The sequence below is a fragment of the Microvirga arsenatis genome, from assembly GCF_009910705.1.
Taxonomy (GTDB): domain Bacteria; phylum Pseudomonadota; class Alphaproteobacteria; order Rhizobiales; family Beijerinckiaceae; genus Microvirga; species Microvirga arsenatis.
The window spans coordinates 465,374-481,179 of sequence record NZ_JAAAXJ010000002.1; the positions used below are offsets into that span (position 1 = coordinate 465,374).

Genomic DNA, 15,806 nt, shown 5'->3' on the forward strand with positions numbered 1-15,806 from the left:
ATGCTTACAGCCTTTCCACTCTCAACAAGAGCCTGATCCGCAGGACCGGCTGCCCAGCCCTATCCCTCACCGTGGCGTCAAAGTCGCGCTGGTCTCCATCAGGGGGGAGATCTTTGGCGATCTCGGTTAGGGTGTTCTGCGCCACCGCCTTAGCCGCCTCGATACCATCCAACTCCAGGCCATGTAGGTCTTGAGTGAACCTCTTACCGTCGTCGATGTCGAAATAGTACCGGGGCACTGGCGCTCAAACTCTTATCGCTCATCAACAATGAGCCCCGCGCTTTGTTCATCGTTCCAATAAGGCAGGACCTGCTGGAACGTTCCGGCTCCCGTCTACATCCGTTCCGGATAAATAGCAATTGACATTTGGAACGGGACTGGCTTCAATGTCTTAGACCTTTTGGAACGATCGGAAGCCGCCATGCTCGTCGGATACGCCAGAACATCCACCCTGGAACAGGAGGCCGGCCTCGAAGCCCAGGTGCGCGACCTGAAGGCGCTCGGCTGCGAGCGGATCTTCTCGGAGCGGGTCTCATCGATCGGCCGCCGCGCCGAACTGGAGGCCGCCCTCGATTTCGTGCGCGAGGGCGACGTGCTCGTCGTGACCAAGATGGATCGTCTCGCCCGATCGGTGCGGCACATGTGGGAGATCGTCGGTCGACTCCAGGCGAAGGGCGTCGGGCTCAACATCGTCAATCTCGGGATCGACACGACAACGCCGACCGGCAAGCTGATGATGACCATGCTGGGCGGGGTCGCCGAATTCGAGCGCGACATGATGCTCGAACGCCAGCGCGAGGGGATCGCGAAGGCCAAGAGCGAGGGCAAGTACAAAGGCCGGCCGGCGACGATCCAGACCAAGGCCGACGAGATCAATGCGCTCGCCGCCCAGGGCATGAGCATGGGCAAGATCGCGGCGCAGCTCGGAATCGGAAAGGGGAGTGTCCATCGCACTCTCACCCGAGGCAATTCGAGGAGCCCTCGGTCCTCATGACAATCGTGACGCTATGCTACGTTGTCATGCGCAAGCTTGTCTGTTACGAACATATCATGAACATCCAAGCGGAAAACCGGTCGTTAGGTTGTCTGTGCATATCATGCACCAACCACTGGCCAAGTAACGGCTGCTTGCGGGAAAACTGAACAGGGACGGGGGTGTCGGTGTGATCGTTCTGGCGTCCCCCCTCCTGAAGCTATGGTGAACGGGAATGAACCCGTCAGAGTCACGAGGCTGCAAAAACGTGCCTGAATTCGAAGACGCAATTGAGAATCTTGATCGGGAAGATCTGATCAAACTTGCTCGTAGTCTGCTGTCGAATGGCGTCGCCCTGAGCTTTCATGGCAAACGCTCGGCCATGGAGATCGCCCGGCGAGTGCGCCCACGCATCATGCGCCGTGAACCCAAGCTCCATGTCGGCTCTCCTGCGGAACAAGCCCGAAATTTGCTGGTCGAGGGCGAAAACCTGCAGGCAATGGTAACCCTCTACAAATGGCGTGGTCAGGTTGATCTAATTGTCACCGACCCGCCCTACAACACAGGCAATCAGTTCCGTTACAACGATCGCTGGGACGTCGACCCGAACGATCCCGACCTCGGAACCTTGGTTTCGAAGGAGGATGGCTCGCGCCACACCAAGTGGATCAAGGCGATGATGCCGCGACTGCAGATGATGAAGGCAATGCTCCGCCCCTCCGGTGTGATCGCGATCTGCATCGACGATAATGAACTCTTCCACCTCGGAATGATGATGGACGAGGTGTTCGGCGAGGAGAACCGGCTCGGCATCATCAACTGGCAAAAGTCCGCCGCACCTCGCCCTGACAACAAGCATGTGTCGACTTCGACGGAATATGTGCTGGTCTACGCCAAGGATATGACGAAGGCCCGAACCGGCTCGCTAGAGCGTGGGGAGGACGATAACCGGCGCTACGCAAACTGGGATAATGATCCCGGCGGCGATTGGCGCGAGGGCAATCTCACCGCCAAGACCTACTCGGCCAAGGCGGATTATGCGATCCAATCGCCCTTCACCGGCGAGTTGCACTACCCGGCAGGGAATGGCGCTTGGCGGCATACGAAGAAGAACATCAAGAGCTGGCTCTCCGAATGGGGCACCCCCTACGAGGAGCGGGGCATCCGAGACGGCAAAGAGAAGGCGCTAATGGTGGTCGGCGCCGAGCCTGGGAAGGTCCCCTCGGAGGTCCGCGAGCGTGCGCTGGAGATTTTGAAGAAAGGCCCTTGGCCATTCGTGTGGTTCGGTCGCGACGGGCAAGGCCGCCCACGGGTTAAGACCTATCTGGAGCAGATCAAGAAGGGCAAAGTCCCGGTCACCTACTGGGCTGACGACGACTTCAGCGGTGACGAGGGCGAAGTCGAGCCGACCGAGACTGGCGCGGTATCCTGGGACTACACCGAGTCCGGGCGGTCCAGCGACGGCGTAAGTGAGCTCACGGCCATTGTCGGCGAGGGGCACGGCTTCACCACGGTGAAGCCGTTGAAGCTCTTCTCTAAAATCATACAGATCTGGTGCCCGCCGAACGGTCTGGTTATGGACCCCTACGCCGGGTCTGGGACCACGGGCCATGCCGTGCTGGAGCTCAACAAGACCACGGGCGCCACCCGCCGGTTCATCCTGATCGAGCAGGGCTCGCCGGAGAATGGCGACAAGTATGCCCGCACCCTCACTTGGCAACGCGTTCACAACGTGATCAGCGGAACGCGCCCTGGCAGCAACTCGGCGCCGCCACTTGGAGGTGGCTTCGAATATCGCCTGCTCACGAAGACCATTGATGCGCGCGCCGTCATGACGATGAAGCGGGACGAGCTCATAGACGTCGTGATCACGTCGCATTGGGAGAACCACCGCCGGACGGCGCCCAACCTGCAGCGCATCGACGAGGAAGGATACCAGTATCTCATAGGGAGGGACGAGACCGGGGAAGGCTACTTCCTGATCTGGAACAACGGCGGACCGGTCGGGTCCGTCGACCTCGATAGCTACAAGGTCGTGGCTGCAGAGGCGAAGCGGGCCGGTATCAAGCCACCCTTCCACGTCTATGCCCGATACGAGGATTTCCAGTCACCCAACGTTCGGTTCTGGAAGATCCCCGACAAGATCCTGGCCCACCTTGGGCTGGACGAGAACGAGCGCTACAACCACGACGACGAGGCCGCCTGATGGAGTTGTTCAAGTTTCAGGAGGCCGCCTCGACGCAGATCGCGGAGCGCTTCGCCGAGTACGTCTCCAACCCTCTCATGGTCGACATGACCAAGACGGTGCCGTTCTTCCAGCTCCTCGTCTCGATCACTGGCAGCGGCAAGACACTCATCCTTGCGGACACTTGCGCCCAAATCCAGGCGCGACTGCCCCGACAGCCTGTCGTGCTCTGGCTGTCGAAAGGACGCGTCGTGGTTTGGCAGACCTATAACAATCTCTCGGCCGGCAAGTACGCTGAGAACATCCCGGGCTTCAATGTGAAGCCCCTCTTAGAGCTCGCACCCTCCGATATGGAGGATGCGGCTACGCCCCTGATGCTCGTCGCAACGGTGGGTAAGTTCGCGCGGCAGGATGACCAGGAGCAGGACCGCCGCATCTTCCAAGTCCAACTCGACCTCGCTGACGAGTCGCTTTGGACCCTGCTCAAGCGGCGCCGGACCACAAACGGCGAGCGCCGGCCGCTCATCGTGATCTACGATGAGGGACAGAACCTCTCGGACCTGCAGACCGAGCGTCTCATGGAGCTCGCCCCGGACGCGCTGATCTCCGCGAGCGCCACTCCAACCGTTCCTACCGCGCTCGACCGGATCATGAGCCGGTTGCGCACGGACCGGAGCTGGACTGATGACGACTTCAAGACAACCGTTGCAAGCGCGGCGGTGGTGGAAGCGGGCCTCGTGAAGCGCCGCATCTCCATCGGGGGCTATGTCACGCCCATGGAGACCGCGGTCGACGCGATGCTCGCCGATATGCGCGAGGCCACCCAGGCCGCCGCCAATATCGATAAACCGTTCCATCCAAAGGCCATATACGTCTGCACGACGAATGCCGTCGACGGGGTTCCCATCGCGGAGGACGCCAAGCGCCCATTCGAGGAGCGGCAGGCGCGCCCAATATTGATCTGGCGCCATCTGGTGGCGTCAGGCATCGACCCAAGCAAGATCGCCGTCTACGCCCAGCTCAAGTTCCCCGGTGCGCCGCCGCCCAAAATCTTCAATCTGTTCGGGGCAGGAGACCGCGACTACGACCACTTCGTCTCCGGCAGCTACGAACACATCATCTTCAACCTTGCTCTTCAGGAGGGATGGGACGACCCGCAGTGCGGCTTCGCCTACATTGACAAAGAGATGGCGTCGCCCCGTCAGATCACGCAGGTGATCGGGCGCGTGCTCCGGCAGCCGGGCGCCCAGCACTATGCCGACCCTATCCTCAACACCGCTCACTTCTATATCAGGTCCGATGAGCAGGGCGTATTCGAAGATATTATCGACGACGTCAGCGCTCAGCTCGCGTCAGAACACCCAGCTGTCGAACTCTCGGTACGCCCGGAGAATCGGCGCGCCGACCAGTACCGCGTGCCGCCTTCCAAGCCCCGCGCAGTCCCGACCGTTTCGATCTACTCCAAGGCCGCGCGGGATGCGATCAACGGGATCGTGTCGAGGATGATGGATTTCCGCGGTGGTGGCCCGAACGTCGTCGGTGCCGGGCGACGCATGCACGTGCTCCAGGATATTGGGGTTAACGGGCGGACGAGTTACGAGTGGATTGACGTCGAGCACAGCAACCGCGTCTCCGTACGGTCGATCTTCCGCCGTGAAATCCAGAGGCTCTTCCCCGGAGGTCTCCGCCGGGCCGGGGGGCCGGTCAATTTGGTGGATATCGAGCTCCCCAAGTTCGATGCCATGGTCGAGATCGCAAGCCCAGCGGCTCAGCACGTGCGTGACGTCGCAGCTCAGGTTGTCGATGCGTACATCGAACATTCCAGAATTCTCCAGAACGAGGACGACATTCCCTATAGCGTCAAGCCCATCGCGGTGGATCCCGGGAAAGCAGTGACGTTCAACAATGCTCTCCATCCCCGCTACAGCGGGCTGAATGATTTCGAGCTCGATATCGCCCGAGCACTCGACCGCACCCAACGAGTATGGTGCCGTAACCCCGAGAACGGAGGCTATTTCATCCCCCTGCTGGACCGCGGGTCCACGGGTACCTTCTGGCCCGACTTCCTCGTTTGGCTCGACAGGATGGTCGTCGCCATTGACACTAAAGGGCACCATCTCATTTCAGAGGACGCTCGCCGAAAGCTGTTCGACATCGACAGCACCGGCGACCGCCCACGAATCCAGGTGCGCCTAATCACCGAAGGCCGCTGGAACATCGCGTCCTCCGGGCAGATCGGGTCTTCGGGCCGGGAAGGCTACACCGTCTGGCGTTGGGTAAGCGGAAGGCTCGGGACGACGCATGTGCCGGATACGAAGACGGCAGTCGAGACGGCGCTCACTCTTTAGCCGCTGGACTCCTATCCTGGCCTACTGTCTCCGCGCCACCAGCAAGCTTGCAGCCCAAGCCAGCCTCGGTTCCGAGGCTCGTTCACTTCCGTGGCCGTCACGTGCATGGTGGCGAGGCTTAGGTTCGTCGGCGCTGTTCCCGTTCAGATCCTCCGAACGGAGATGCGCTCGCTCAAGTCGCTCCTGTCAGGTCTCCTGACGGAAACGAAGCTGTCGATATGCCATCATCACGAGTTCTGCTGGGCATACGCGCGAACCTCCTCAACCGTCCTGACCCGAGCTTCCTCAGCGGCATCAGCAAAAATTCGGTTTTCCGATCCTGTATTGCCAACGGCTCTGATCTGCTGGATCAGGTCCGAGGACAACGATTTTCGGAAGACAGCCGCTCGTCTGCGTGTCCCTGCTCGTAAGCTGGACCATCATCGGCTGGATTGCGACGATGGTCTTGTTCGAGGCGGACAGGGACCAATCAGCCTACGCATCCTCATCGGGCCGAGCGAACTCACCGAAGTGTTGACGGGCCGCTTGCGCATAGACCTCGGCCGCGACCTCGGGGAGCCTGTACGATCCCAAATGGATCGTGCGGCCATCGACGGTAATGCTGGCCGCAAAGCGGTTGCCGCTCCGACTCACGCCCCGGAACCCGGTGCTGTTGCGGCTGGCACGATAGCGCCGGTTCTCCGTCGCTGTCGCCGAACGCAAATTTGCGATCCGGTTGTCCGAGCGGTTTCCGTTGAGGTGGTCAAGATAGGCCGGCGGCCATACGCCATGATAAAGCGCCCAGGCAACCCGATGGGCCAGGAATGACCGGTCATTGATCTCAATCCGGATATAGCCGTCTTTGGACGTGTGCCCAGCAATAGACCCGATGCCCCGCGAGCCACTGCGGCGCACGGCCCACCGGATATCCCCTGTTCCAGGATCATATGTCAGCAACTCACGGAGGCGCTCAGGGGGCAGGGCAGCCTCTCTTTCGGCCGTGCGCTGGGCACGCGCCTGAAGGGGGGTGGTCATGAATGTTTCTCCTGAAATGCAATCGACCGGGGCTTGCGACCGGTACACAAAACCGGTACACATCGAGGCACCGGACGGCTCAGAAGAGCCATTAAAATCAAGCGCTTAGCTCCGGGAGGCATCAGTCCTCTCCTGGGCACCATCTATCCCTTAAGTAGTTGATGAACTTGATCTCGTTGGGCTTTTGACCTGGCGACCGGCACACATGGTCGCGCTCATGGGTCGTAGAACAGCCTGCACCAGCCAGCGCCGCGATTCCCCCAAAAAGCCCTACAGGAGAGTCGCTGGAGGCAGAGCAGCGTTCCGGGCAGCTAACGGCCTAAACCAGCTTCACAAGTCCTTCAGTTGATCTAGAGCCATGCAACAGCCTGACCGAACTCCGCAGAGGGTCAGGAGCCGAGATTCCCTGCGCCTCCGGAACGTCCGGTCCACGGACGATTGCTGCCTTCGAACTTAGGTTCGAGGTGTGCCAGACCCGGAAATCCCGGGCACACCACGGCAGCTGTGGCGGGTCCCCCCAAGGCACAGAAAGATGGCGCCCCGTCGAGCGCCGAGTCGGGATCGCACCCAAGATCAACCCTGGAAAAACCCGCTTGACCTTCCCATGATGGGAAGGTGCATCGTCCGCACATCGTCAACACCAAACGGATGTCAGACCATGTGCGGATGCAGCACCCACCAGCCCCAGCCGGGCACCACCGTCGAGCGCGATCCGAATGCCCTGACCCTCAAGGTCGAGGACATGACATGCGGCCATTGCGCCAGCACGATCGCCAAGGCGGTCGAGGCCGGCCTGCCCGGTGCCCGGGTCCAGGCCGATCCGGCAACGAAGCTCGTCTCGGTCCGGGGCACCCGCGACCTCGCCAAGGTCGAGGCCCTGATCGCCGGCGCCGGCTACACCCCGACCGTTCCGGCACTCGGATAGGCGCAGGCGGGATCCCGCAGCACGGACGAAGACAAGGACCCGGACCATGCACCGCGACCAGGCCGACAACCTCCTCCACATCCCGAAGATGATGTGCGACCGCTGCGTCGCCGCCCTGACCCGCGCCCTGCATGCCATCGACGGAACCGCACGGGTCGAGGCCGACCTCGCGGACCGCACCGTCCGGGTCGTCTCCCGGCACTACCAATCCGCACTCCTGAGAACCCTGCGCGAGGCGGGATTCTAGGCCGAGCCCGTCCTGCAACCTCTTGGATAGGAGACCGTCATGCAAGCCGACGCTCATCACCATCATGGTCATCATGGATCCACGGCCCCGGCCCCGAGCCTCAACCGCGTGGCCTTCAGCGCCACCGTCCACTGCCTCACGGGCTGTGCCATCGGCGAGGTGCTCGGCATGGTGATCGGCACCGCCCTGGGCTGGGGCGCGGCCGCCACCATCGCGCTCGCGGTCGCCCTCGCCTTCCTGTTCGGCTACGCGCTCACCATGCTGCCCCTCCTGCGCAGCGGCATGGCACTCAGTACCGCCGTCGGCCTGGCCTTCGCCTCCGACACGGCCTCGATCACTCTCATGGAGATCGTCGACAACGCCGTCATGCTGGTGATCCCCGGCGCCATGGACGCGCCGCTGTCGAGCCCGCTCTTCTGGGGCAGCCTCGCGGTCGCCCTCGTGATCGCCGGCGCCTTCGCCTTCCCGCTCAACCGCTGGCTCATTGCCCGCGGGCGGGGGCATGCTCTCGTCCACGCCCATCACTGAAGGAGGCTGCCATGCGCGTTCTTCCAACAATCCTGGCCGCCACTGGGATCGCCCTGAACGATGCTAGTCCCCGTCCATCGCGACCTTCAGGCCGCGCTTGATCGTCTTGAGGGCGATCAGGCTCTTGTACTTGCGCACGACAGGCTGCTCGGTCATCAGCCGCTCGATGAAGGCGTTGTAGCCGTCGAGGTCGCGGGTTGAGACCAGGAGCACGTAGTCCGCGTCGCCCGTGACGTACCAGCACGACTGCACCTCCGGCGCCTCGACGACCCAGCGCTTGAAGGCTTCAAGCGCACTGCGGCGCTCGTTTTCGATTTCCACCTCGACCAGCACCGTCACCGTGCGGCCGACCGAACGAGGCTCGACCAGCGCCACGATCTTCTCGATAACCCCTTCCCTTTTCAGCCGCGAGATTCGCCGCTGCACGGCGGAGGCCGACAGACCTACCGCGCTGGCGATCGCCTCGCCCGGCATTTCGGCATTCTCCTGGACGAGATCGAGGATGCGCAGATCGAGGGCGTCCAAGTCAGTCATGCAACAATCTCGCGCCGCACACGTGGATAATGCGCTCCAACGGCGTAAGTGATCCGAAAAACGGGACAACGCGGCGCAGGAAGCTGCTACGGTTGTGACATGAGCACGACCCTGTTGTCACCAGCCCGGATCGCCGGGGCCCAGCACCTCATCGACTCGGTTTTCCTCGGCTCAGCTCTGCGGACAGCGCCGGACCTCGACCGGCACCTCGGAATGTCGGTGTGGTTGAAGGACGAGACCGAAAACCCGATCCGCAGCTTCAAGGGACGCGGCACGAGTCTGTTCGTCAATCGCGAGTTGCGCGAGATGACCGCCCTGGTCGCGGCCTCGGCCGGCAACTTCGGCCAGGGGCTCGCCTACGCCGCAGCCCGGTCGGGCCGTCGGGTCGTCGTCTTTGCCGCCGAGACGGCAAGCTCCGTCAAGATCGAGGCCATGCGCCGGCTCGGAGCCGAGGTCATCCTCCACGGCCCGGATCTCGATGCCGCCAAGGCCGAGGCGCGGGCTTTTGCTGCCGACCATGGCTTCCGTTTCGTCGAGGACGGGGCGGAGCCGGCTATCGCGGAAGGCGCTGGCACGATCGCTCTGGAGATGACGCAAGCACTGCCTGCGCTCGATGCCGTGTTCATCCCGCTGGGGAACGGCGCGCTCGCAACGGGCATGGGCTGCTGGCTCAAGCACCGGTCGCCGCAGACCCGCATCGTTGCCGTCGCAGCCGAGGGGGCTCCGTGCATGGCGCACTCCTTCGCGGCAGGTCGTCCGCTGGAGACGCCGGCCGTCGAGACGATCGCCGACGGCATCGCCGTCCGGGTTCCGGTGCCTTTCGCGGTCACGTCCATGCAAGGCACTGTCGACGAGGTGATGCTCGTGAGCGACGAAGCGATCCTGGAGGCCATGAGGCTCGTCCGCCAGCATCTCGGGCGGATGGTCGAACCGGCTGGGGCCGCGGGTCTCGCGGGGCTTCTCACGCGCCGGCAGGACCATGCGGGTTCCCGCGTGGCCACGGTCCTGTGCGGGGCGAACCTGACGCCGCAGCAAATCGCGGCCTGGCTGCCGGACTGACGCTCCCGTCCAAAACTTTCTCGATCCGCCTCATCCACGGAGACAGTCCCGATGCCTCTGCCCGCCGGCGTGGCCAGCCGCCCTGCCCTCGCGTTCACGATATCCGCCCTCGCCGAAATCATGACCGCCTGCTTCGAGGGTTATGTCGTGCCCCAGACGGTCAACGGCGAGATGTTCAACGCCCGCTTTCGCCGCGAATCTCTCGACCTGCGCGCCAGCCGCGTTCTCATGGAGGGCGAACGCCCTGTCGCCCTCATCCTCGTGGCCCGCCGCGGCTGGACGGCCAGGATCGCCGCGATGGGCATCGTTCCCTCCCACCGGGCCCGCGGCCTCGGGCGATCAGCCTTGGGCGAGGTCATTGACGATCTGCGCGGGCTGGGCGACCGGCGCCTGGTGCTCGAGGTCATCGACAGCAACGAGCCGGCAATCCGCCTCTACAGCAGCCTCGGGTTCAGGACGCGCCGCCGCCTGATCGGCTATCGCCGCCCGGCCGGACCCGAGGCTTCGCCGCCCATGGCCGACCTCGTGGAAGTCGATCCCTTGATCGTTGCCCGCAGGGTCGCCGAGGAGGGGCCGCCCGATTTGCCCTGGATCATGGCGCCGGAGACGCTCGCCGCCGGAGCCGCGCCGGCCCGGGGGCTGTCTCTCGCAGGAGAGGCCTTCGCCATCGTTGAGCCCGTGCCGCAGCCGTCGGGCCTCGCCCTGCGGACTCTCGTCGTGAGCCGCAACGCGCGGGGCCGTGGATTGGGGGAGGCCATGATCCGCGCCCTGGCTGCAGCCCATCCGGGACAGGACCTCCTGATCTCGGCGAACTTCCCGGAGGATCTCGTTCCGGGCTTCATGGTCCGCATGGGCTTCGACCGGACGCCGATCGGCCAGTTCGAGATGGAGCTTGACCTCCCTGTCTGAGGCCTATTGGACTGTTTCCAACCATTGAGTGAATGCCCGATGTCTGAATACGAACTGATCGCCTCCAAGGGCTGCGGCTCCGCCGTGATCGAGATGGCGCTGGCCCTGACAGGCCTGCCGCACACAGTGACGATGATCCCATTTCTTGCCCCGGGCCCGGGGCGGGAGCGGCTGCTGTCGCTCAATCCGCTCGGGCAGGTGCCGACGCTGATCCTGCCGGACGGCGCGGTGATGACCGAGAGCGCCGCCATGGTGCTGCACATCCACGATGTCGCGCCGCAGGCGGGGCTCGTGCCATCCGGCGTCGAGCGCCGGGCCGCCTTCTTCAACCTGCTGGTCGTCCTGGTCGGCGCCGTCTACCCGACCTTCACCTTCGGGGACGAGCCGGAGCATTTCGGGCTCGACGGTGCTGCGGCTTCGACCCTGCGCTCGGAGAGCGACGCCCGCCGCATGCGGATCTGGCGGCACATGGAAACCCTGGTCGCGCCGGAGCCCTACGTGCTCGGATCGGCCCTGACGGCCCTCGACCTCTATCTCGCCGTGATGACGGCCTGGAGGCCTGGACGATCATGGTTCGCGGAGCACTGCCCCAAGCTCTTCTCCGCTGCCGAGGCGGCGACCCGGGTTCCCGCCATCGCCCATGTGATCGAGCGAAACAGCTAGCATGCCAGACAAGGCATCGTCCGGCGCGATTTGGGCTGCGTCGCGCAAGATCGTTCTTCGACAGGCTCAGGCGGCGGACCTTCCGGCCATGAACCGCCTCATGCAGGCCTCGCGCGCCTACGAAGGCGAGTACCGCCGCATCCTCGACGGATACGCCGTCACTCCCGAACAGATCGCGCGGGACCATGTCGTCCTGGCCGAGGGCGACGGGCACGTGCTCGGGTTCTACAGCCTGATCACGGACGGCGAACCTGAACTCGATCTCATGTTTGTGGCGGACGCCGCCCAAGGCATGGGGCTCGGCGCCCGGCTGTTCAGGCACATGCGAGCCCAGGCCGCACGGCTCGGCATCGGCTCCGTGAGGATCGTCTCGCACCCGCCCGCCGCCGGTTTCTACGAGCGCATGGGTGCCGTACAGGTCGGAATCAAACCTCCTTCCGGCCGGGTCACCTGGGAGCGCCCCATCCTTGCACTGCCCGTGACGCCTCCCGGGACGAAGCCCTGCTGCACCACCGGCCCAGGCATGGATGCTTCGATGCCGGCCTGCAAAGAATGAGATATTCCTGACGGCCGGAGCGTTCTTCGGCGCAGCGGATCCGGCTTGCCGTCACAAGATGCGTCACGCCAAGACAAGAGGTGATTCCGTGCCAATGGAAACAGCTCTGGCGGCACACCGACCGCATTCCGCCATCGCGAGCTATTCCGGCATCCCCGGTGGCGAATGGATGAGATCCGGAATGCTGGGCTGCAGGATGGCACGCCGTTCACGAGCTGCTGACGCGGCCCCGGCCTGAGAACTGGGCCGCACACGGCATGCGCCAAGCGACGGCAACCAGCCAGATCATCCATACCAGGCTCAAGACCCAGGCCAGCACGATGGCAACCGACTGCGCCGGCGAAAAGCCCTCGGAGCCGGCCACCCAGCCCTGCACTAGGTAGGCGAGGCCGGAGAGCGCCATCAGGTAGGCTATCGGCCGCGGGACCCAGGCCTCGCGCGCCACCGCAGCCGCGAACAGCAGCAAGGCGAGGCCCAGCGCAAAGTCGTGGTAGCTCCTCACCCCCCACTCCAACCAGCGAATCGCCTCGGCGTTGGCAAAGCGTGCCGCCTTCTCGGCCTCCGGGGCGCTCGCCCACGCGCTCACGGCTTGCTTGAGCGCGACGCCGTCCACCGCTTGGAGGACGCCGTACAGCGCCAGCGCCGCCACTGCCGAAGCGGCACCGAGGCAACCCACCCATCGCGCCCATCCATCCTGAACATCCAGGGCGAAGAACAGGGTGAGCAGCCCCGCGAGCAGGATCGCCATGCCCGCGAACTGGCCAAGATGCACGGCCGTCCAGATCCCGCTGCCGGCGTATGCGGCGAAGATGGCGGGATGGTTGTTGGCGTCCCCACCGGCGTGAAGCTGCGTGATCACGATGTACAGGAGCTGTCCTGCAAGCAGCAGCCAGGCCGACAGGCGTGCCGAGGTGCGGGGACTGAATGTTGTGTTGGTCATAACCATGTTCCTCGTCGCGTTCATCGAATGACCTCGAATCGTATTATCCTGGCAGCGGGGTGCATCGGGTCCCCCAGGATCAAAGCCCGCCGAGCCGCTTGGAATGCGGCTTGCGCATGATCCAGACCTCCGCGCTGGAGCTCGCGAACGGCACCATCTTCACCCCCTCGACCTCGAAGCCGAGACGCTCGTACAGCCGCCGCGCATCAGGGTTCAGAGTGAAGACCGAGAGTGTCAAATCCCCGACGGCCCAGCGCTCAGCCTCCGCCATCAGGGCCGTCCCGATCCCCTGCCCCTGATGCTGCGGGTCGACGAACAGATTGGAAACGTGGCTCCCGACCAGGTCGAGAAAACCCACAACAGTGCCGTCGCGGATAGCGACGATGCGCGTGTCCGCAGGCTCCAGCGGCTGCGTCTCGACAAACCGGTTGCGGCACTCCGGCATGTGCGGCCCGTACGAGCTGAGCGCCGCCAGGGCGGCGATCTTCTGGCACCTCGCCCGGTCGTCTTCCGAGAAGAGCCGCAATTCAAGGCTATTGTAGCCGTGGGGGTGCTCTTGACGCATTGAAGCACACGACATCCGTCGGATCATCATCAGGGCTCGTTCATCCGCCGCGAGGATGGCGTCGCGCCGGGTCCGCTCGGGTTGCGGTTTGGGGGTGATCGTTCGTCAGTTCGGCCGGTGACGGGTTCGCCTCGCGGCAAGCACAAGGTCCACGGCCATGGCCAGCTCGCGCTCATCGAATTCGAAGCATCCGCAGCCATCGATCGTTGAGCGGGTCGCGGTCGAATAAACCTCGAGCCAGAATGGCGGGATGCTTGAGGCCGGTCGAACTTCGGTCATGCGCACCTCAATGTCGCCAAATCGGGCAAGGGTGATCGTCCGGCAGCTGTCGTGCTGACGAGGCACAAGTGCGAGCTGAACGTATGCACGAACAATCTGCTGCCCGATCTCGCCACGCGAAGCTGTGGACCAGAAAGAGTTGCTGGTGTGTTGCCCACGCATTTGCAAAGCCGTCGCGTTCATCGCGTGCTCACCTCAATGGCTGCAGGTCTATGGCTGGAGCTCAGTTTGCCGTCGGGCTGCTGTCCCCTCTCGGAGGGGTTCAGAAGCCTTTGCCGCCAGTTCCGGTCGGGTTCGGGTTCAGGGTCGCCAGGAAGGCCATCAGCTGCCGCCGCTCCCTCTCGCTCAGGTTGAGCGGCCGAAGCTCGCTGTGTCCGGCCGGAGCCTGCGGGGCGGCGCTGTAATGGGCCACCACGTCCGCCAGCGTGGCGATCTGGCCGGCATGCATGTAGGGTGGCCGGCTCGCGGCGCCGCGCAGCGACGGGGTCTTGAAGGCGCGCAGCAACTCATGCCCGTCCGCCGTCATGAACCGCAGCTCGGAGCAGTCGCCCTCGGCCGCATCGCTGTAGGGGCCGAGGCAGTTGAACGGATCCTCCCGCACCAGCTTCGCGCCGGATGCCCGGCCGTGGTCCTCCGGCAGTCCGGGCGCTGCCGGCACGCCGGTGTTGTGGAAGTGGTTGTCGGTCAGGAGCGGACCGTTATGGCAGTTGACGCACTCGCCCTTGCCGATGAACAGGCGCAGCCCGGCAATCTCATCATCGGTGAGAATCCCGGAACCCCTGCCGGAGCGAAGCGCGGCCGCATAGGCGTCGAACCGCGTCGGCACAGGCAGGATCGTACGCTCGTAAGCCGCGATGGCCTTGCCGATATTGGCGAACACCCGGTTGATCGCCGCGCGGTCCGCCTCCGGCATGGCCTCCCAAGCCGCAGCCGCCTGGGGATCGGCGACGGGGCCGGCATGGGGCGGCAGGCGGCTCATCTCGGGCAACGTCCCGAAAACGGACTCGTAGGGCTCGCGGTAGTGCTCGGCAATTATGCGCGCATATTGCGTGCGGTCTCCGCCATGCTCGACCGGGCTTTCCAGCGGGCCCAAGGCCTGCGCCCAGAGACTGTCCTTGCGCCCGTCCCAGAACAGGAACGGGCTGTGTGCCATCCCGGCAATCGGCATCGTGCGCCGGGTGGTGACGCCGACGCCCTTGGCCAGCGGCACATCATCCTGGAACTGGCGGTCGGGCAGGTGGCAGCTGGCGCAGGCGACCTGGCCGTTGGCGCTCAGCCGCGTGTCGAAGAACAGCGCGCGGCCGAGCTCCGCCGCCCGGGGATCATCGGCGACCTTGTTCGACGGGTCCTTGGGTGGCGGAGGCAGGGCGTCCAGGGCGAGCGACTGAATGATGGCGCGCTCTGCCTCCGTCCACCGCGCGCCGGGCGCGGCATGGAGCCCCGCCGCGAGGATCCCCGCAGCGAGCACGATCGATGAGATGGCGAGGGCTCCCTTGCGCATCGCGGTCTCCTCAGAGCACGAGATTGAAGGTGACCGTATCGGTTCCCTTCGGGCCGTCGATGGCGAGATCGAGCGTCCACCAGCCGCGCATGTTGAATTTCATGCCCTCAACCAGGTAACGGCCTTGGCCCAGACTCTTGGTCACCTGTGGCGCCGTCGGCAGGCCATGGCCGTGCTGCGGCATGCCGCCCTTGATCCCAATTTTCGCGGCTTCCACCGGAGCGCCGTTGGCAGTCTGAAGGGTCACCGTCCAGGCATGCATCTGTCCGACCGTGAGGGGCGCGGACTGTGGTGCTATGGCGGCCTTGTAGAGGCCCGCTGCGGTCGGCTTCTCCAGCGCGAGATCGAGGTTTTCGGGAACGGAGCGCATCATCGCGCCAGCGGCGACAATGCCGCCGGCGAGCAGGAGAGCGGGAATGCCGAGCAGGGTCGCGCGGCGCAAGGTCAGGGTCAACATGTTGGTAGGTCCTTTGTCGGCACCATTGCAGCGCGGGTCTGAAAGCAGGCAATCTATGCATCCGACGGACCCGGCGCTTGAACGTAGCTGCTGACTTTTGCCGTCGAATCCCGTGTACTAGGC

At 64.3% G+C, this 15,806-nt stretch carries 18 protein-coding genes; 10 read left to right on the plus strand and 8 right to left on the minus strand.

What is annotated here, in order from left to right:
- Positions 1-4: 4 nt before the first annotated feature.
- Positions 5-238, minus strand: coding sequence for a DUF6894 family protein (locus tag GR303_RS05495; RefSeq protein ID WP_161721016.1), 234 nt, complete (start codon positions 236-238; stop codon positions 5-7).
- Positions 239-421: 183 nt separating this feature from the next.
- Here GR303_RS05495 and GR303_RS05500 point away from each other — a divergent pair, with 183 nt between their 5' ends.
- The 3 genes from GR303_RS05500 (at position 422) to GR303_RS05510 (ending at position 5,506) form a co-directional block, all read left to right on the plus strand.
- Complete coding sequence (locus tag GR303_RS05500; protein WP_161721015.1) at positions 422-994, plus strand: recombinase family protein; 573 nt, start codon at positions 422-424, stop codon at positions 992-994.
- 247 nt (positions 995-1,241) lie between these two features.
- Positions 1,242-3,179 (plus strand): DNA methyltransferase, encoded by a 1,938-nt coding sequence (locus GR303_RS05505; protein ID WP_201751898.1) that lies wholly within the window; start codon positions 1,242-1,244, stop codon positions 3,177-3,179.
- On the plus strand, positions 3,179-5,506 hold the full coding sequence (locus GR303_RS05510) for a DEAD/DEAH box helicase family protein (protein WP_161721013.1): 2,328 nt from the start codon (positions 3,179-3,181) through the stop codon (positions 5,504-5,506). The genes GR303_RS05505 and GR303_RS05510 overlap by 1 nt, the downstream gene beginning before the upstream one ends.
- A gap of 474 nt (positions 5,507-5,980) precedes the next feature.
- Here the strand turns inward: GR303_RS05510 and GR303_RS05515 are convergent, their stop codons facing one another.
- Positions 5,981-6,520, minus strand: a complete 540-nt coding sequence (locus GR303_RS05515; RefSeq protein WP_161721012.1) for an HNH endonuclease — start codon at positions 6,518-6,520, stop codon at positions 5,981-5,983.
- 658 nt (positions 6,521-7,178) lie between these two features.
- Here GR303_RS05515 and GR303_RS05520 point away from each other — a divergent pair.
- From GR303_RS05520 to GR303_RS05530, 3 genes are read left to right on the plus strand one after another with little or no spacing between them, the layout of a single operon-like run.
- On the plus strand, positions 7,179-7,445 hold the full coding sequence (locus tag GR303_RS05520; protein WP_161721011.1) for a heavy-metal-associated domain-containing protein: 267 nt from the start codon (positions 7,179-7,181) through the stop codon (positions 7,443-7,445).
- A 46-nt stretch (positions 7,446-7,491) separates the two neighbouring features.
- On the plus strand, positions 7,492-7,692 hold the full coding sequence (locus GR303_RS05525) for a heavy-metal-associated domain-containing protein (protein ID WP_161721010.1): 201 nt from the start codon (positions 7,492-7,494) through the stop codon (positions 7,690-7,692).
- A 39-nt stretch (positions 7,693-7,731) separates the two neighbouring features.
- Complete coding sequence (locus tag GR303_RS05530; protein ID WP_161721009.1) at positions 7,732-8,220, plus strand: DUF4396 domain-containing protein; 489 nt, start codon at positions 7,732-7,734, stop codon at positions 8,218-8,220.
- 63 nt (positions 8,221-8,283) lie between these two features.
- Here the strand turns inward: GR303_RS05530 and GR303_RS05535 are convergent, their stop codons facing one another.
- Positions 8,284-8,754, minus strand: coding sequence for an Lrp/AsnC family transcriptional regulator (locus GR303_RS05535; RefSeq protein WP_161721008.1), 471 nt, complete (start codon positions 8,752-8,754; stop codon positions 8,284-8,286).
- Between the two features lie 99 nt (positions 8,755-8,853).
- On the opposite strand from GR303_RS05535, the gene GR303_RS05540 reads away from it, so the two are divergent.
- From GR303_RS05540 to GR303_RS05555, 4 genes are read left to right on the plus strand one after another with little or no spacing between them, the layout of a single operon-like run.
- Positions 8,854-9,813 (plus strand): threonine ammonia-lyase, encoded by a 960-nt coding sequence (locus tag GR303_RS05540; RefSeq protein ID WP_161721007.1) that lies wholly within the window; start codon positions 8,854-8,856, stop codon positions 9,811-9,813.
- Between the two features lie 51 nt (positions 9,814-9,864).
- The gene (locus GR303_RS05545) at positions 9,865-10,722 is read left to right on the plus strand and encodes a GNAT family N-acetyltransferase (RefSeq protein ID WP_161721006.1); all 858 of its coding nucleotides are present in this window, start codon (positions 9,865-9,867) and stop codon (positions 10,720-10,722) included.
- A gap of 39 nt (positions 10,723-10,761) precedes the next feature.
- Positions 10,762-11,385 carry a glutathione S-transferase family protein gene (locus GR303_RS05550; protein ID WP_161721005.1) on the plus strand — a complete coding sequence of 208 codons (624 nt, stop codon included), beginning with the start codon at positions 10,762-10,764 and terminating at the stop codon, positions 11,383-11,385.
- Position 11,386: 1 nt separating this feature from the next.
- Entirely contained in the window at positions 11,387-11,941 is a 555-nt protein-coding gene (locus GR303_RS05555; RefSeq protein WP_201751899.1) for a GNAT family N-acetyltransferase, read from the plus strand.
- A gap of 208 nt (positions 11,942-12,149) precedes the next feature.
- Here the strand turns inward: GR303_RS05555 and GR303_RS05560 are convergent, their stop codons facing one another.
- The 5 genes from GR303_RS05560 to GR303_RS05580 all read right to left on the minus strand — a co-directional run bounded on the left by GR303_RS05560 (position 12,150) and on the right by GR303_RS05580 (position 15,683).
- The gene (locus GR303_RS05560; protein WP_161721004.1) at positions 12,150-12,881 is read right to left on the minus strand and encodes a DUF4386 family protein; all 732 of its coding nucleotides are present in this window, start codon (positions 12,879-12,881) and stop codon (positions 12,150-12,152) included.
- A 79-nt stretch (positions 12,882-12,960) separates the two neighbouring features.
- The gene (locus tag GR303_RS05565; protein ID WP_161721003.1) at positions 12,961-13,446 is read right to left on the minus strand and encodes a GNAT family N-acetyltransferase; all 486 of its coding nucleotides are present in this window, start codon (positions 13,444-13,446) and stop codon (positions 12,961-12,963) included.
- Between the two features lie 105 nt (positions 13,447-13,551).
- Positions 13,552-13,908, minus strand: a complete 357-nt coding sequence (locus GR303_RS05570; RefSeq protein WP_161721002.1) for a hypothetical protein — start codon at positions 13,906-13,908, stop codon at positions 13,552-13,554.
- A gap of 79 nt (positions 13,909-13,987) precedes the next feature.
- Positions 13,988-15,226 carry a cytochrome-c peroxidase gene (locus tag GR303_RS05575; protein ID WP_161721001.1) on the minus strand — a complete coding sequence of 413 codons (1,239 nt, stop codon included), beginning with the start codon at positions 15,224-15,226 and terminating at the stop codon, positions 13,988-13,990.
- 10 nt (positions 15,227-15,236) lie between these two features.
- Positions 15,237-15,683, minus strand: a complete 447-nt coding sequence (locus GR303_RS05580) for a FixH family protein (RefSeq protein WP_161721000.1) — start codon at positions 15,681-15,683, stop codon at positions 15,237-15,239.
- Positions 15,684-15,806 lie beyond the last annotated feature (123 nt).